Origin of the sequence: Leifsonia sp. 1010, from assembly GCF_031455295.1 — a bacterium.
Taxonomy (GTDB): Bacteria; Actinomycetota; Actinomycetes; order Actinomycetales; family Microbacteriaceae; genus Leifsonia.
The window spans coordinates 799,514-813,466 of record NZ_JAVDSL010000001.1 but is presented as its reverse complement, the minus strand read 5'-3'; the positions used below and the strand labels follow the sequence as shown (position 1 = coordinate 813,466).

General features: G+C 71.1%; 21 protein-coding genes. 11 read left to right on the top strand and 10 right to left on the bottom strand.

Translation table 11 applies throughout. The annotated features are described in order from the left end of the window. Positions 1–73 precede the first annotated feature (73 nt). From J2Y42_RS03900 to J2Y42_RS03880, 5 genes are all read left to right on the top strand, one after another. Positions 74–391 (top strand): hypothetical protein, encoded by a 318-nt coding sequence (locus J2Y42_RS03900; RefSeq protein WP_018192713.1) that lies wholly within the window; start codon positions 74–76, stop codon positions 389–391. Positions 392–465: 74 nt separating this feature from the next. Next, on the top strand, positions 466–948 hold the full coding sequence (locus tag J2Y42_RS03895) for a hypothetical protein (RefSeq protein WP_309855223.1): 483 nt from the start codon (positions 466–468) through the stop codon (positions 946–948). Further along, the gene (locus J2Y42_RS03890) at positions 929–1,378 is read left to right on the top strand and encodes a DUF6098 family protein (protein ID WP_309855221.1); all 450 of its coding nucleotides are present in this window, start codon (positions 929–931) and stop codon (positions 1,376–1,378) included. The genes J2Y42_RS03895 and J2Y42_RS03890 overlap by 20 nt, the downstream gene beginning before the upstream one ends. Beyond that, entirely contained in the window at positions 1,371–2,006 is a 636-nt protein-coding gene (locus J2Y42_RS03885; protein WP_309855220.1) for a hypothetical protein, read from the top strand. Before J2Y42_RS03890 ends, J2Y42_RS03885 begins: the two co-directional genes overlap by 8 nt. Continuing rightward, a complete protein-coding gene (locus J2Y42_RS03880) occupies positions 2,003–2,968 on the top strand; it encodes a glycosyltransferase (RefSeq protein WP_309855218.1) in 966 nt (321 codons plus the stop codon). The genes J2Y42_RS03885 and J2Y42_RS03880 overlap by 4 nt, the downstream gene beginning before the upstream one ends. Before the next feature lie 5 nt (positions 2,969–2,973). Here the strand turns inward: J2Y42_RS03880 and J2Y42_RS03875 are convergent, their stop codons facing one another. The 6 genes from J2Y42_RS03875 to J2Y42_RS03850 form a co-directional block, all read right to left on the bottom strand. After that, positions 2,974–3,840 (bottom strand): hypothetical protein, encoded by an 867-nt coding sequence (locus J2Y42_RS03875; RefSeq protein ID WP_309855217.1) that lies wholly within the window; start codon positions 3,838–3,840, stop codon positions 2,974–2,976. Positions 3,841–3,862: 22 nt separating this feature from the next. Then, positions 3,863–4,126, bottom strand: coding sequence for a Rho termination factor N-terminal domain-containing protein (locus J2Y42_RS03870; RefSeq protein ID WP_018192707.1), 264 nt, complete (start codon positions 4,124–4,126; stop codon positions 3,863–3,865). Positions 4,127–4,187: 61 nt separating this feature from the next. Further along, a complete protein-coding gene (locus J2Y42_RS03865; protein ID WP_309855216.1) occupies positions 4,188–4,841 on the bottom strand; it encodes a hypothetical protein in 654 nt (217 codons plus the stop codon). Positions 4,842–4,926: 85 nt separating this feature from the next. Continuing rightward, positions 4,927–6,450 (bottom strand): FAD-dependent oxidoreductase, encoded by a 1,524-nt coding sequence (locus J2Y42_RS03860; protein ID WP_309855214.1) that lies wholly within the window; start codon positions 6,448–6,450, stop codon positions 4,927–4,929. Positions 6,451–6,495: 45 nt separating this feature from the next. Further along, positions 6,496–6,777: a hypothetical protein gene (locus J2Y42_RS03855; RefSeq protein ID WP_018192703.1), complete on the bottom strand. Its 282-nt coding sequence runs from the start codon at positions 6,775–6,777 to the stop codon at positions 6,496–6,498. A gap of 81 nt (positions 6,778–6,858) precedes the next feature. After that, entirely contained in the window at positions 6,859–7,197 is a 339-nt protein-coding gene (locus J2Y42_RS03850; RefSeq protein ID WP_309855211.1) for a hypothetical protein, read from the bottom strand. Positions 7,198–7,283: 86 nt separating this feature from the next. On the opposite strand from J2Y42_RS03850, the gene J2Y42_RS03845 reads away from it, so the two are divergent. The 4 genes from J2Y42_RS03845 to J2Y42_RS03830 all read left to right on the top strand — a co-directional run bounded on the left by J2Y42_RS03845 (position 7,284) and on the right by J2Y42_RS03830 (position 10,593). After that, a complete protein-coding gene (locus J2Y42_RS03845) occupies positions 7,284–7,895 on the top strand; it encodes an NAD(P)H-dependent oxidoreductase (protein WP_309855209.1) in 612 nt (203 codons plus the stop codon). Positions 7,896–7,917: 22 nt separating this feature from the next. Beyond that, complete coding sequence (locus J2Y42_RS03840; protein ID WP_309855207.1) at positions 7,918–8,709, top strand: putative protein N(5)-glutamine methyltransferase; 792 nt, start codon at positions 7,918–7,920, stop codon at positions 8,707–8,709. 54 nt (positions 8,710–8,763) lie between these two features. Then, positions 8,764–9,579, top strand: coding sequence for a tryptophan-rich sensory protein (locus J2Y42_RS03835; protein WP_309855205.1), 816 nt, complete (start codon positions 8,764–8,766; stop codon positions 9,577–9,579). A gap of 90 nt (positions 9,580–9,669) precedes the next feature. Further along, positions 9,670–10,593 (top strand): AEC family transporter, encoded by a 924-nt coding sequence (locus J2Y42_RS03830; protein WP_309855204.1) that lies wholly within the window; start codon positions 9,670–9,672, stop codon positions 10,591–10,593. Between the two features lie 28 nt (positions 10,594–10,621). On the opposite strand, the gene J2Y42_RS03825 is transcribed toward J2Y42_RS03830, so the two are convergent. Continuing rightward, positions 10,622–11,137 carry a tetratricopeptide repeat protein gene (locus tag J2Y42_RS03825; RefSeq protein ID WP_309855203.1) on the bottom strand — a complete coding sequence of 172 codons (516 nt, stop codon included), beginning with the start codon at positions 11,135–11,137 and terminating at the stop codon, positions 10,622–10,624. A gap of 9 nt (positions 11,138–11,146) precedes the next feature. After that, positions 11,147–11,680 (bottom strand): TOPRIM nucleotidyl transferase/hydrolase domain-containing protein, encoded by a 534-nt coding sequence (locus J2Y42_RS03820; RefSeq protein WP_309855202.1) that lies wholly within the window; start codon positions 11,678–11,680, stop codon positions 11,147–11,149. 65 nt (positions 11,681–11,745) lie between these two features. On the opposite strand from J2Y42_RS03820, the gene J2Y42_RS03815 reads away from it, so the two are divergent. Continuing rightward, a complete protein-coding gene (locus J2Y42_RS03815) occupies positions 11,746–12,072 on the top strand; it encodes a hypothetical protein (RefSeq protein WP_309855201.1) in 327 nt (108 codons plus the stop codon). Position 12,073: 1 nt separating this feature from the next. Here the strand turns inward: J2Y42_RS03815 and J2Y42_RS03810 are convergent, their stop codons facing one another. Further along, on the bottom strand, positions 12,074–12,619 hold the full coding sequence (locus J2Y42_RS03810; RefSeq protein WP_309855199.1) for a hypothetical protein: 546 nt from the start codon (positions 12,617–12,619) through the stop codon (positions 12,074–12,076). Positions 12,620–12,654: 35 nt separating this feature from the next. Next, positions 12,655–12,924, bottom strand: a complete 270-nt coding sequence (locus tag J2Y42_RS03805) for a TetR family transcriptional regulator (protein WP_309855198.1) — start codon at positions 12,922–12,924, stop codon at positions 12,655–12,657. Between the two features lie 84 nt (positions 12,925–13,008). On the opposite strand from J2Y42_RS03805, the gene J2Y42_RS03800 reads away from it, so the two are divergent. Then, positions 13,009–13,938, top strand: coding sequence for an aldo/keto reductase (locus J2Y42_RS03800; RefSeq protein WP_309855196.1), 930 nt, complete (start codon positions 13,009–13,011; stop codon positions 13,936–13,938). Positions 13,939–13,953 lie beyond the last annotated feature (15 nt).

Genomic DNA, 13,953 nt, shown 5'->3' with positions numbered 1-13,953 from the left:
CACGCTCTGGTACCGGTGTCAATCCCCCTGACGCGACAGGATTTGCGTGCGTCGTTAGGGCACTATGAGGACCATGGGAAAACTCGTCTACGGCGCAGGCCAGGAGTATGACCTCGACGATCGGGTGCTCAGCCACGTCAAGCTGGCCATCGTCGCCAAGCTTCGCCGTCACGAGAGCTTCCTGCTGAACTGGGATGTCCCGGTCGAGCAGGGTTCCGGCCGCGTCTCGCTCTGGATCAGCCGCGAAGTGCCGCTGGCGTTCCAATTCAGCGGCAGCCGTCCGCCCGCCATCAACCCGCAGTGGCTCGAAGCGCTGATGCACACCTCCCAGCGCACCGGGGGCATGGTGATCATGCCCGAGGACGAGGTCGGGCGTCACCTGCCGAGCTGACCGCACGGTCCGGGCGGTACGTCAATCCCCTGCTTTCGAATCCGTCTCGACTTACTTTTGCTTGCATGGGCGATATGACTGCGACGGCAGTGCTGATGATGCTGCCGCGGCGTGCGCGGACGCCGGTCGCCGTCCTGACGGATGGCGTTGTTCCGTCCTCCCTCCGTCTCGACGTCTTCGGCGGACGTGACCTCTTCGTCCGCATGCGGCGCGGGCCGGGTGTCCACGGTCTGAGCGAGCCCTACCGAGAGGTGCCGCGCGACGACTATCCGGCGGAGTCGGAGCCGGCGCTGGTGGTGACGTCGGAGCGCTATGCCCAAGCCCGCTTCGCCTGTTCGGCTTCGGTCTTCGGGGCGTCGGACGTCGTCGTCTTCGTTCCCCTGGACGACGAAGCGGAGGCGCCTGCACGCATCGACATCCCCATCCCCTCGCTCGATCGCCCGTCGTGGCATGAGTTCGAGCTGGTGTCGCGCACCCGCATGGAGTGCCGGTACCGCGTCGTGCCGCAGCGCGACGGTGTCCCGACCGGAGGTTCCCATGCTCTATCAGCTCTCTGAGATCGAGCGCCTTCTCGACGAGGCGCCCGGGCTCTACGTGCGATACTCGGCGGGCTATGCGGCCGATCTCGAGGCCGGCCCCTTCGACACCGAGAGCGGCCTCCCGCTCCCCGGCCTGCCTGCCCGGCCGCTCGATCCCGAAGCCTGGTGGAGCCTTCCCCCGCGCGAGTGGATCGCCCGGCAGCTGACCCGTCTTCCGGCTCCCCGGCACGCCCCGTTCGACGGTGTGCGCCCTGAGCGCTTCGCCTGGCTGCTGCGAGGCCGCCCGGCCGGTCACGGTCTGGACGGCGAGGCGCTGGTCGCCGACGTCGAGGTGGTCGGCCGGCTGGCGGAGTGTCTGATCGCCGAGGCCGACCGGGTGTGCGAGGAGCGGTTCGACGCGGAGCCCGGGCGTCGCGAAGCGGAGCTGGTGTCGGTGGCGCATGCCTGAAGGTCTGCTCGTCGAGGCCACGGCCATCCTGCAGCTCATCTCCGACAGCCCGTCGGGCGGCACGGCCATCGTGCTGCGGACGCCCGAGGCGCCGCCGTTCGTCGTGATGGGCGACGACACGGAGGAAGGCTTCTCGCGGCTGCGCCGCGGCGCGATCGCCTACGGGGTGCCCGAGCTGTACCAGGTGCTTCCGCGGGACATGCTGCGCGCCGGTCACATCCTGCACGTCCGGGACGACCATCGGCCCGCGCGGGTCGACAAGGCGGGTTCGATCTTCGGGCCGACTCCGGACAAGCTGTGGGTGCCGCTGGACGATGAACGTCGCCCGTTCGCGCGGATGCGGGTGCCCATCCCGTCGCTGGATCGACCGGCGTACGTGGAGTTCGCGCTGGAGAGCGACGGTGACGTGCTGGAGTACCGGCTGGACGGCGAGGCGCGGATCGGCGACGGCTACATCTGCTCGTACTGCGGCAAGCTCTGCCCCACGAAGGAGCCGCACACCGCAGCACACGGCGTGGCCGGGCACACGCACGCCGGCGTCGCCGCGGGCCAGGACCAGGACGGGCCGGCGCCCGAGACCGGGCCCCTGGAAGTGAGGGGCCACCCCGGCCCAGGGTCGCAGCTGTGAGCCGCGCTCTGCGGCTGCTCGTCTGGCAGGTCCACGGCGGCTGGATGGATGCGTTCGTGCGCGGTCGTCACACCTACCTTCTTCCCGTGGATGCGGCAGGCGAGGGCGGGGTCGGCGCACGCGACTGGCCGGCGAACGTCGTCGACGTGCCGGAGGCCGAGCTGGCGTCCACGCCGTTCGACGCCGTCGTGCTGCAGCGGCTGGAGGAGTTCGATCTGGTCGAACGGCTCACGGGCCGGCGCCCCGGTGTGGATGTGCCGGTCGTGTTCGTCGAGCACAACACGCCACAGGAGGGTGTGCCGAACTCGCGGCATCCCCTCGCCGACCGGGACGACCTGCTGATCGCCCACGTGACCCACTTCAACGCGCTGTTCTGGGACACCGGTTCGACCCGCACCCGGGTGATCGAGCACGGCGTCGTCGACCACGGCAACCACTTCACCGGCGAGCTCCCGCGCGCCGCTGCCGTGATCAACGAGCCGGTGCGGCGCTGGCGGGTGACCGGCTCGGATCTCCTCGGCGGATTCGCCGCTGTGGCCCCGGTCGACGTCTTCGGCATGCAGGTGGACGACCTGGCGCACGCGCTCGGCGTCGGCGCCGACCGAGTGGTCGCCGCTGGCGACATCGAGGCGCCTCGGCTGTTCACCGAGGTCGGGCGTCGGCGTGTGTACGTGCATCCCAACCGCTGGACGTCGCTGGGACTCTCGCTCCTCGAGTCGATGACGGCCGGGATCCCGGTCGTGGCGCTGGACGCGACGGATGCGCGCCGCGCCGTGGTACCGGGAGTCGGCGCCATCTCCACCGACCTGACCGAGCTGCACGACGCCGTCCGGGCGTTCGTCGACGACCCGGGTCGTGGGGCGGAGGCGGGCGGACGTGCGCGCGAGTGGGCGCTGGAGCGGTTCGGCCTCGGCCGCTATCAGGCGGACTGGGACGACCTGCTGGCGCACTGGGTCGGCTGACCCCGTCAGTCGTCTCGCGCGTCCCGCAGGGCCTTCTCCGCGTCGCGGACGGCGCGTTGCGCGTCGGAGATCCGGGTGCGCAACTCGCGCTCGGCGGCACGCGCCTCGCTCAGATCGTCGGTGATCCGCTGCAGCCGTCGTTGCAGCGAGTCCCGCTCCGCCTCCAGGTCGCCGCGCCGGTCGACCGTCTCGTCGAGCTCGTCGTCGAGGGCCTCGGCGTCTTCGCGGGCGCGCGCGACGGCCTTCTCGGCGGCCCGGATGCGGCGCTGCCGTTCCCGGCGCTCACTGGGCGACTCGGTGTGCCCCTCCTCGGCCGGCTCGTCGTCCGCTTCGGCCGCGCCGGCGTCCTCCCCTCCGCTCTGCGACTTCCGGCGGCCGGGTCGCGGCGCCGGGAAGTCCTCGATGTCGATCGGCAGCGCGACGGCGTCGGAGACGTCGACCTGCTCGAGACCGGTCGACTCGAGGGCGCGGACCAGCATCCCGCTCCGAACCGCCGCCGCCGCTGCCGGGTCGATGACGGCCGCCTGCAAGGTCTCCTCGACCTCGCGCTGCACCGCCGGGCTGAGGTCCAGCCCGTCGGTCGCGCGCTGCAGCAGCCGCTGGCGCTCCTGGGTGAGCGCGCGGATCTCGGCACGGTCGCGGGAAGCGAACGCATCCCGCATCCGCGAGCCGATCTCCAGCACATCGCCCACGAGGTCCGGGTGCTCCCGGGTGAGCGCGTTGATCGCGGCCGCCGACGCCGACGGTTTGCGCAGGGTCTTGATCTGCTTGGCCGTCGAGCGGTCGGCCTGGGCCGCGGCGGCGTTGCGCCGGGCGATGAAGTCGCCGGGTGCGACCGAATACAGCTCGCCGGCCACATCCCGCAGGTCCATGCGGCGAGTGTACGCGCGGGACTCAGTGGTTGCGGAGCTCCTTCACGAGCTCGCCCTTGTTCTTCTTGGAGTACCCGCTGAGGCCGAGCTCCTTCGCGCGCTTCTTCAGCTCGGGCACCGTCCAGTCCTCGTACGAACCGGAGTCGCCGCCCTTGCGGCCGACCGAGGATCGGCCGCGGGATGCTGCGGCGTTAGAGATGCGAGCCGCCTTCTGCTTGGAGTCGCCCTCCTTGCGCAGCTTCTCGTAGAGCTCCTGGTCTTTCAGCTGGGGCTTGTTGCCGGGCATATCCGCTCCTTCCGTTTCGGCAGGAACAGTACGCCCGGCACAGCCGGCTGTCAGGGTGCGATCAGACGCGCGGCCCCTTCGCGGCCTTCACCGCGCCGAAGTACTCGTTGGAGGGGCGGAGCCACATCAGCACGACGGCGACGATCGTCGCCAGCACCTGCAGGAGGCCCGTTCCGAAGCCGGTCAGCAGGTTGAGCAGCGAGAGCACGGTGAGCACCGTGAGGACGATGCGCGCCCAGTTCGCGCCGCGACGCATGAAGTACGCGAAGAGGACGAACACGACGGCCCAGAAGATCAGCGTGACGATCGACCAGGTCACCAGGAAGGTGACGGACGCATCGGCGACCTGCTGCGCCGTGAGCCCTTTGAGGTCGCTGCCCTGCTGCTCGATGATGCGCACCTGGTCGGCGCGCGAACCGGAGACGACCGCGATCGTGATGATGCCGCTGATCACGCTCAGCACGGCGCCGGCGACATACAGCCAGAAAGCGATGTTGACGGTGTTGGGCGGAGACGTCGGCGCGACGGTGGCGGACGGGCCGGTCGCTGCGGCCGGGTACGAACTCGGGGGCGGCGGCGGCGCCGAGGGGATGCTGTGGCTGGGCGGCGGCGGAGGCGGAGGAGTCGGACCGGATGCGGGCGGCGGGCTGACCGGCTCGCCCGCCCCGGCGGGTCCGGCGGGGCGCGGCGTGCTCTCGTCGTCTGGGTTCGTCATGCGGCGACCATACTCCCGGCCCGATCAGCCTGACTAGGCCTCACGGGGCGGGCTGGCCGCGCGCGATCCAGGACGGACGCGCCTGTCAGGCCGTCGTCTCCGGCGCCCGGACGGCGGGAGCCGGTGCGAGCGGCTGGGTGGCCGGGCCTTCCAGCACCGTGCCGTCCGGCGCGAAACGCGAGCCGTGCAGCGGGCAGTCCCACGACAGCTCGGCGTCGTTCCATCGGACCACGCCGCCGAGGTGGCTGCACACTGCGGTGAGCGCGCACGTCGTCCCGTCGACCGTCGACACGGCGACCGGGGTGCGACCGCGGCGGCCGACGGTTCCGGTGCCCTCCGCGACCGGCTCATCGCCGACCTCCGGGCCCGTCTGAGCGGACGCCCACTCGGTCACCGCGGCCTTGCCGACGCCGGCGTTCATTGCGACGCCCGACGCGATGTCGGCCGGCCGGGTGACCCGGTGGTGCATCACGCGCGCCCACTCGAGGGTCTCCCCGGTCAGGTCGGCGGTGAGGCTCAGTGCCGAGGCGACGGCGTTCGTCATCCCCCACTTGTCGTAGCCGGTGGCCAAATAGATGCGGCCGCGGCCGCGGGGAAGCCAGCCGACGAAGGGGATGCGGTTTGCCGACCGGTAGTCCTGCGCCGCCCACCAGTGGGTCCGCTCCGCGCCGGGAAATGTGCGCTCGGCCCAGGTGGTGAGGTCTGCGAGCTTCTCGGCCGGGGAGTCGGCGCGGCCGGCCGGGTGCCCGTTGCCGCCGACGAGGAGCAGACGGGTGCCGTCCGCCGCGGTCGCGGTGCGGAGGGAGCGGGTGGGCGAGTCGGCGGAGATGTACATGGCCTCCGGGATGTCGCCCGGCACACGGAAGGCGGTGACGTATGAGCGCGTCGGTTCGACCTTGGCGAAGTACAGGCCGCGGTCGAGGATGGGCGTCCCGGTCGCGATGATGACCTGGTCGGCGCGGGATGTGCCCGAGGTGCTGGTGACGACGGCCGGCTTCGCGGCCGAGACGTCGGTGACCCGTTCGCCCTCCACGATCCGCCCGCCGAGCCGTCGGAACTCCGCGGCGAGCGCGGCCAGCACCTTCAGCGGATGCACCTGCGCCTGCCCGCCGAGGGTGAGGGCTCCCTCCACGACGAACGGGAGCTCGGTGGTCCGCTCCTCCACGGCGTCGAGGCCTGCTACACGTGCGGCGGCGAGTTCCGCATCCAGCTTGTCCAGGCCGTCGAGCGTCGTGGCGTAGGTGACGGCGTCACGGGTCTCGTAGGGGACGGCCTGTTCTTCGAGGAAGTCGAGCAGCCAGCCCTGGCCCGCCGTGTTGCCGTCGACGTACGCGCACAGCACGGCCTCGGAGGCGTGGCGGCGGATCGACGAGAGCGTCGTCCCCTGCAGCAGGCTGACCTTGCCGGTCGTGTTGCCGGTCGTGACCGCGCCGACGGTGCGGGCTTCCAGCACCAGGACGCGCATCCCCGAGCGGGCGAGCATGAGGGCGGTGGCGAGGCCGGTCAGGCCGGCGCCGACGACGATCGTGTCGTAGTGCCCATCCCACTCGAACGTGTCGGTCGGGATGTGCGGGGAGGTCTCGAGCCAGAGGGACGTCGTCGGCGGCATGAGACGAGCATCCCCCGTCGAGGACGCCGTGGGAAGCGGTTGACTTCAGGCCAGCGAGTCGAAGTCGAACCAGAACGCGTCGTCGTCGTCCTCCCCGGCGGTGGCTCCGGAGGCGACGGGGTCGCGCGGGATCGTGGCGGTCTCGATCCGTACGCGCGTCTGCGCGGTGACGAAGATCTCACTCGGAGGTCTGCTGGACTGCGAGATGGAGACGAAGTCGCCGTCGTTCCTGCTCGCCTGGACGACCCGGGCTTTCAGTTCCTCGACCGGTGCGCGGTCGACGAAGGTGAATCTCAGGTCGTCGATGTAGACGTGGAACACCTGCATTTACCTCTCCCGGTCGTCGTTTCCTGCCCGATAGTACGCGGCCCCCCGCGTTGTGCCAGTCCGACTCTGTATCGGCTGCGGTCAGAGCAGGTCGAGATCGACGTCGGGCACCTCGTCCGTGCCGTGCTCGACGTACGTCGCCCGCTGCGGCGCCAGCGCCGCGATCCTGTGCTCGAACTCGTCGACGAACGGCTGGTCGTGCAACTCCGTACCCGAGTACTCCGCGTCCTCCGCCAGCATCTGGCTGGCCGGGCCGAGCAGCAGCAGGACCTCCCCGTGCCCGCCCCCGTCGACAACCACGGGGGCACGCACTTCGGCGGCGGCGTTGTTCTGGGCCAGCGCGGCGGCGAAGCGCACGATGACGTCGGCGATGTCGTCTCCGGTGAGGAGAGAACCGCTCGCATAATGGATGCGCTTCATCACCAATCCATACGATCACCTGGGGAAAAGGTCAAGGCTTGCAGGGCGGCCTTGCGGTCGCCGGGCCATGCGCGTTCACTCGCGGAATGACCGATCAGACCAGACCGTTGACCGCGCTCGCCCTCGTCTGCACGCTCAAGCCGTCGCCGAGCGAGTCGAGCAGCCAGCTCCTCGCCCGCCAGCTTCTGGACGAGCTGGCGACCCACGACGTGACCGGCACCGCGGTGCGCCTCGTCGACTACGACATCAAGCCCGGTGTCGAGCTCGACGAGGGCGATGGCGACCAGTGGCCACACATCCGCGAGCAGATCATCGCGTCCGACATCCTGCTCATCGTCACGCCCACGTGGATGGGACACCTCTCGTCGGTGGCGCAGCGCGCGCTGGAGCGCCTCGACGCCGAGCTGTCGGAGACGGACGACGCCGGCCGACCGCTCGTCGAGGGCAAGGTGGGCATCGTCGGCGTCGTGGGCAACGAGGACGGCGCGCACGGAATCATCGCCGACCTCTTCCAGGGGCTCAACGACGTCGGCTTCAGCATCCCGTCGCAGGGCGCGACGTACTGGAACGGCGAGGCGATGCAGACCGTCGATTACAAGGACCTCGACGAGACCCCGGAGGCCGTGGCGAGCGCGAACGCCGTCGTGGCGAAGAACGCCGCCCACCTGGCGCGGCTGCTCTCCGAGCGCCCGTACTGACGGGCGCAGCTAGCATGGCCGCGTGACCGAACCCGACCCCCGGATCGTCGCGCGCCTGCGGGCTGCGGGATGCGTCTTCGCCGAAGACGAGGCGCGCCTGCTGATCGAGGCGGCCGGTTCGCCCGCCGAACTCGACGCCCTGGTGTCGCGTCGTGTCGCCGGAGAGCCGCTCGAGCCGCTGCTCGGCTGGGTCGAGTTCGGTGGGCTCCGCCTCCACGTCGCCCCGGGGGCCTTCGTGCCGCGGCGGCGCACCGAACTGCTCGCCGGGCGCGCGGCCGATCTCGCCGCGGCCACGGTCGCCGTGTCCGGCGCCGCCGTCGTGGTCGACCTGTGCTGCGGTGTCGGTGCGATCGGCGCGGTCGTCGCCGACCGCGCGCCCGCCGCCGAGGTGTATGCCGCCGACCTGGATCCGGTCGCCGTCGCATGCGCGCGGCGCAACGTCGCTCCCGACCGTGTCTTCGAGGGTGACCTGTTCGCGGCGCTCCCTTCCGAGCTGCGCGGCCGCGTCGATGTGCTGGCCGTCAACGCGCCCTACGTCCCGACGGAGGCGATCGCCCTCATGCCGCCGGAGGCGCGCGACCACGAGCCGGGGATGGCGCTCGACGGCGGCGCGGACGGCCTCGACATCCACCGCCGCATCGCCGCGGAGGCTGCGGACTGGCTCGCACCGGGCGGGACGCTGCTGATCGAGGCCGGGGAGAAGCAGGCAGCCGTCTCGGCCGCCCTCTTCGCAGCTGCCGGGCTCACGTCGCGCATCGAATCGGACGACGACCTGGGCGCGACGGTGGTCGTCGCGTCCGCGCCGTCCGCGTAGCGCCGGCGGGCGCATCCCTTCACCGCCGCGGGCGACAGGACTACCGTGCGTGGCATGAGCACGCTCGCCGCCGCGCGGCCCATGCCGGCCGACCGCGTCCGCCAATCCCTCGTCATCGCCGGCACGGTTGTGGCGCTGATCGGTGCGGTGGTCGGCTCCGGTTTCGCCGGGGGAACGCCCATCCCCAAAGTCGCGGGCGGCGCCCTGAGCGCGGACGCCACCCTGCTGGCCCCCGCCGGACCCGCGTTCGCGATCTGGTCCGTGATCTATGGCGGGCTGGTCGCCTACGCCATCTGGCAGGCGCTGCCGTCGCAGGCCGCGCGCGACCGTCAGCGTCGAGCCGGGTTCTGGGTGCTGGCCTCCCTGCTGCTCAACGCCGCGTGGATCCTCTCCGTGCAAGCCGGGCAGCTGGCGCTCTCGGTGGTCGCGATCGTGGCGCTGCTGGTCGTGCTCATCGCCGCGTTCGTCGTGCTGCGCCGCCACCCCGGCGACTCGACTGCCGACGCGGTGCTCCTCGACGGCGTGATGGGCCTGTACCTGGGGTGGGTCATGGTGGCGACGGTCGCGAACATCACCTCGCTGCTTCAGGTGGCCGGGTTCGACGGCTTCGGCGGCAACCCGCATGCCTGGGCGATCGCCCTCCTCGCGGTCTTCGCCGTCATCGGCTGCATCCTGGCGGTATGGGACGGCGGCCGTTTCGCCCCGGCCGTCGCGGCGGCGTGGGGCCTCGCCTGGATCGGCGTCTCGCGCCTGACCGGCTCGCTCGTCTCGGCGCCGGTCGCGATCACCGCGTTCGCGGCGGCGCTGCTTGTGCTGCTGGTCGCGCTCGCCGTGCGGGTCACCCTGTCTTCGCGGCGCGGTCGCGCGTGACGGGTTGACGCAACACGCCGTCGCGCGGCGGTCGGCGACGGCGCGTTGCGTCAACTCGATCGGCGGCGCACCCTCCCGTACGCTTGACCGGTGGGCGGCGTACTGACCGGGTTCGGGATCATCGCCTTCGTGATCCTCGTCGGGTACGTCGCCGGGCGGCTGCGGATCGGCGGTCCGACCGCCCCGTACGTGCTGAATCGGATCGCGTTCTTCGTGACGAATCCCGCTCTGCTGTTCGTCACGCTCGCCCACGCGGACCTGCGGGTGGTGTTCTCGACCCAGCTGCTCGTCGCTGCGATCGCGGCCGTCGCCTCGGCCAGCGCGTTCGTCGCGCTGTCCCGTGCGTTCTTCCGGTCGCCCGCCCCGGAGACGACGATCGGAGCGCTGGGCGCGGGATACGTCAACGCCAACAACATCGGCATCCCGGTCGCCGTGTACGTGCTCGGCAGTGCGTCGTACGTCGCGCCCGTGCTGCTCCTCCAGCTCATCGTCTTCGCGCCGATCGCCCTCACGATCCTCGACACCACCAGCCGCGGGACGATGTCGGTGCGCTCCATCCTGACCCAGCCGATCCGCAACCCGATGATCATCGCATCGGTGCTCGGCATCCTCGTCGACGTGAGCGGGATCCAACTGCCGGATGCCGTCTACCAGCCGTTCGAGCTGCTCGGCGGTGCCGCGGTGCCGCTGGTGCTGATGGCGTTCGGGATGTCGCTCGTCGGCTCGAAGCCGTTGGAGGCGGGGACGAGCCGCACACCGATCGTCGTGGCCGTCGCGCTCAAGTCGGCGGTGATGCCGCTGCTCGCCTTCCTGGTCGCCAGGTTCGTCTTCGGAATGGAGGGACAGTCGCTGTTCGCGGCGGTCGCGCTCGCCGCACTGCCGACGGCGCAGAACGTCTACAACTTCGCGGCGCGTTACGAACGCGGGATGCCCGTCGCGCGCGACATCGTGCTGTTCACGACGATCTTCGCCGTGCCGTCCCTGCTGGTCATCGCAGCGCTCCTCGCGCCTTGACTGCGCCTGACCGCGCGACCCGACCTGGTCAGCGCTCGGCGTCGAGCGACCGCAGGTACTCGGCGTTGCCGCGGATCGCCGCCTCGTAGCGCAGCAGGTCCGGAGTCTGGATGCGGTCGGCGGCGAGCTCCATCAGTTCCGCGACCGCGCCGTCGCTTCGGCCCGCGGCGTGGAGCGAGAGCGCATGCCACACCAGCACGGACTCGGACTCGGGGAACAGCTCCCGCGCCCGGTCGAGCACCGCGAGCGACTCGTCGAACCGGCCGAGGTTCCGCAGCGTGCTGCCGTACTGCAGCAGGCAGCGCCGCAGGGTGTCGCCCGCGAGCCCGGCGTCGAGGGCGCGCTCGTAATATCCCGCGGCCGTCTCCTCCTCGCCCGCGGTGTCGTAGGCGCCGCCGACTTCGTAGAGCACGTGCGGATCGGTGGGATGCTCGGCCAGCACGGCGCGCAGCGCGGCGATCGTCGGCGCCATGTCGTCGCGGTCCCTGGCCTCGAACAGGTCCTTCAGCCGCTGCAGCAGGGCCGGGTCGGTCGTCTCGGGCATCCGCCCACCCTACTGGCCGGCCCCGATCACGCCGCGGAGCGGCGCGGGCAACTCGTGCGCGGCCAGCGCGGAGGTCAGAACGGCGCCGTAGTGCTCCTTGCGGCCCGAGGTGGTTCCGAAGAACCGGTGCAGCTGCTGGTCGAGCGACCGCACGCGCTGAGCCGGCTGCTGCTGGAACATCCGGAACAGCCGGAGGTCGCCCTCCCGCTCGAGCACGTCCTCCGTCCGTCGATGCCCCAGTGCGCGCACGAGCTCTGCCTCGAGGTCCGGGCGGCACACGAACACGGCTCCCTCGTCGAGGCCGGCGCGCTGGAAGAAGCGAAGTTCGGCGGCGTCGCAGAGTCCGCGCAGCCGCAGGCCGGCGTCCCCGCCGAGCTCCGCAGCGAATCGGCGAACGCTCATCGCACCGCCCATCGGCACGACCGCGACTCCGTCGGACGCGAGGTCGACGCCCAGGATGCGGGCGGCGGCGAGCACGGCCGCCCGGTCACTGGCGCCCTCGACCAGGATCGCCGTGCTGGCATCCACCCACTGTCCGGCCACGGTCACATTGTGCACTCGCCGTCGACCCCTGTCGCGGTCGCGAAGCCGCGCGTACGGTGCGAGCCATGAAGATCATCACCTTTGCCGCAGGAGTCGCCGTCGGTTTCATCATCGGGTCGCGCGCCGGGCGCGGTGCGTACGAGGACATGCGCCGCAAGTGGCGCGGCTTCGCCGACTCGGACACCGTGCAGCACGTGAAGGGCGACGTCAAGGACTTCGCCGGACGTGCCGCCTCCGACGTGGGCGACAAGGTCAGCGAGACCGTCAGCAAGGTCACCGAGAAGGCGACCTCGAAGATCGACGAGGTCACGGGCAAGAGCGGGAACGGCTCCGCCGGCTCCGGCTCCACCGGCTCCGGCTCGACCTCGGGCACCGCTTCGCCGGCCGTCTGAGTCAGGCTCCCTCGGGCGGGTGGGCCAGCAGGTCCACCCGCTCGCTCAGGTATGCGCCGAAGTCCCGCGCATCCGTGTCGTCGGCTGCCGGGCTCCAGCGCACCAGCGGTTGACCGTCACGGATGAACAGCGGGCCCGTCGAGGCGCGGAGGGTGGATGCGTCGAGCGGGATGACCGGCGCGTCGAAGTTCACCGTCTCACCGTTCCGGAACCGCCCCCGCGCTGCCGCCGCCCGCAACGCCCGGCGCTCCTCCGCCGACCGGGACTGGTACTGCGGACGCCCCGGAGGCGTCGCCCGCACCAGAGTCCCGGTGGCCCGCAGGATGCCGTCCGCATCCAGCAGGAAGACACCGAGACGCCACACGCTACCGATCCCGCGCAGCACGGGCTCGCGCTGGATCAGGAACTGACGGCGGGCGGGCACGTACTCCGCCAACGCCTCCTGGCGAGCCCTCGCCTCGGTGAGCGTGGTGACAGCGACGGCGATCGCCGCCCGAATGCGCTCGACCGCAGCCCGATCGGCGCCGTCGTCCGTCTCCGCACCCACGCCTGGAAGCCTACGGGCGCGCCACCCGCTTCCGGCTACACCGTACGGATGGAGAACGAGTTGTCGTCGGTGACGAGCAGCAGCTCGACGCCCGCCTCGTGACGGAGCACCACCAGAGCGGAGGCGTCGGTCGCCGCCACCCGCTCGACCTGGTTGAGGAAGATGCGCGCCATCTCGTCGGTGACCCGGAAGTCGCGGCCCAGAGCGTGGACGATGTACCCCGACCGAGTGGAGGGACGGCGACCCAGCGCCGTCTCCTGCGCGAAGTCGTCGACGGCGACGTGGAAATCGGGCGTCATGGTCATCGGGGGCTCCTTCTCTAGCCTCGCCGACGGTAGTCGCGGAAAACCGCGCTAGGCAGGGGGTTGACGCGGGGTTAGATGGAAGGCATGAAGACGTTCACCTTCCCCCGAACCGACATCACCGCCTCCAACATCGTTCTCGGCCTGATGCGCATCTCGTCCCTCGACGACGAGCAGATCCGCACGCTGGTCCGCACCGCCCGCGACGAGGGCATCACCATGTTCGACCACGCCGACATCTACGGCACCGAGCGGCACGGCTGCGAGCGCCGCTTCGGCGACGCGGGCGCCATCCCCGCCGCCGAGCGCGACCAGGTCGTCATCCAGTCCAAGGTCGGCATCCGCGACGGATTCTTCGACTTCTCCCGCGAGCACATCCTGCGCTCCGTCGACGAGTCGCTGGAGGCGTTGAAGACCGACTACCTCGACATCCTGCTGCTGCACCGCCCGGACACCCTGGTGGAGCCGGACGAGGTCGCCCTCGCCTTCGACGAGCTGCAGAGCGCGGGCAAGGTGCGCGCGTTCGGCGTCTCGAACCAGACCCCGGGCCAGATCGAGCTGCTGCAGCGGTCGCTCTCGCAGCCGCTCATCGCCAACCAGGTGCAGCTCAGCATCACTCACGCCCCGCTGATCGCGCAGGGGGTCGCCGCCAACATGGCGGGCCTCGACCAGTCGATCTCGCGCGACAACGGCATCCTCGACTACGCCCGCCTCCACGACATCGTGCTGCAGGCGTGGTCGCCGTTCCAGAAGGGCTTCTTCGACGGCGTCTTCCTCGGCGACCGCGAGAACTACGCCGAGCTCAACGACGCGATCGACGAGCTCGCGCAGAAGTACGACGTGACCCCGACCGCGATCGCGGTCGCGTGGATCACGCGCCACCCGGCGGGGATGCAGGTCGTCCTCGGCACGACCAACGACCAGCGCATGCGCGACTCGGCGGCCGGCTCCGAGATCCCGCTGACGCGCGAGGAGTGGTACCGGCTGTTCACGTCGGCGGGCCACATCCTGCCGTAGCGGGCTGAACGGGAG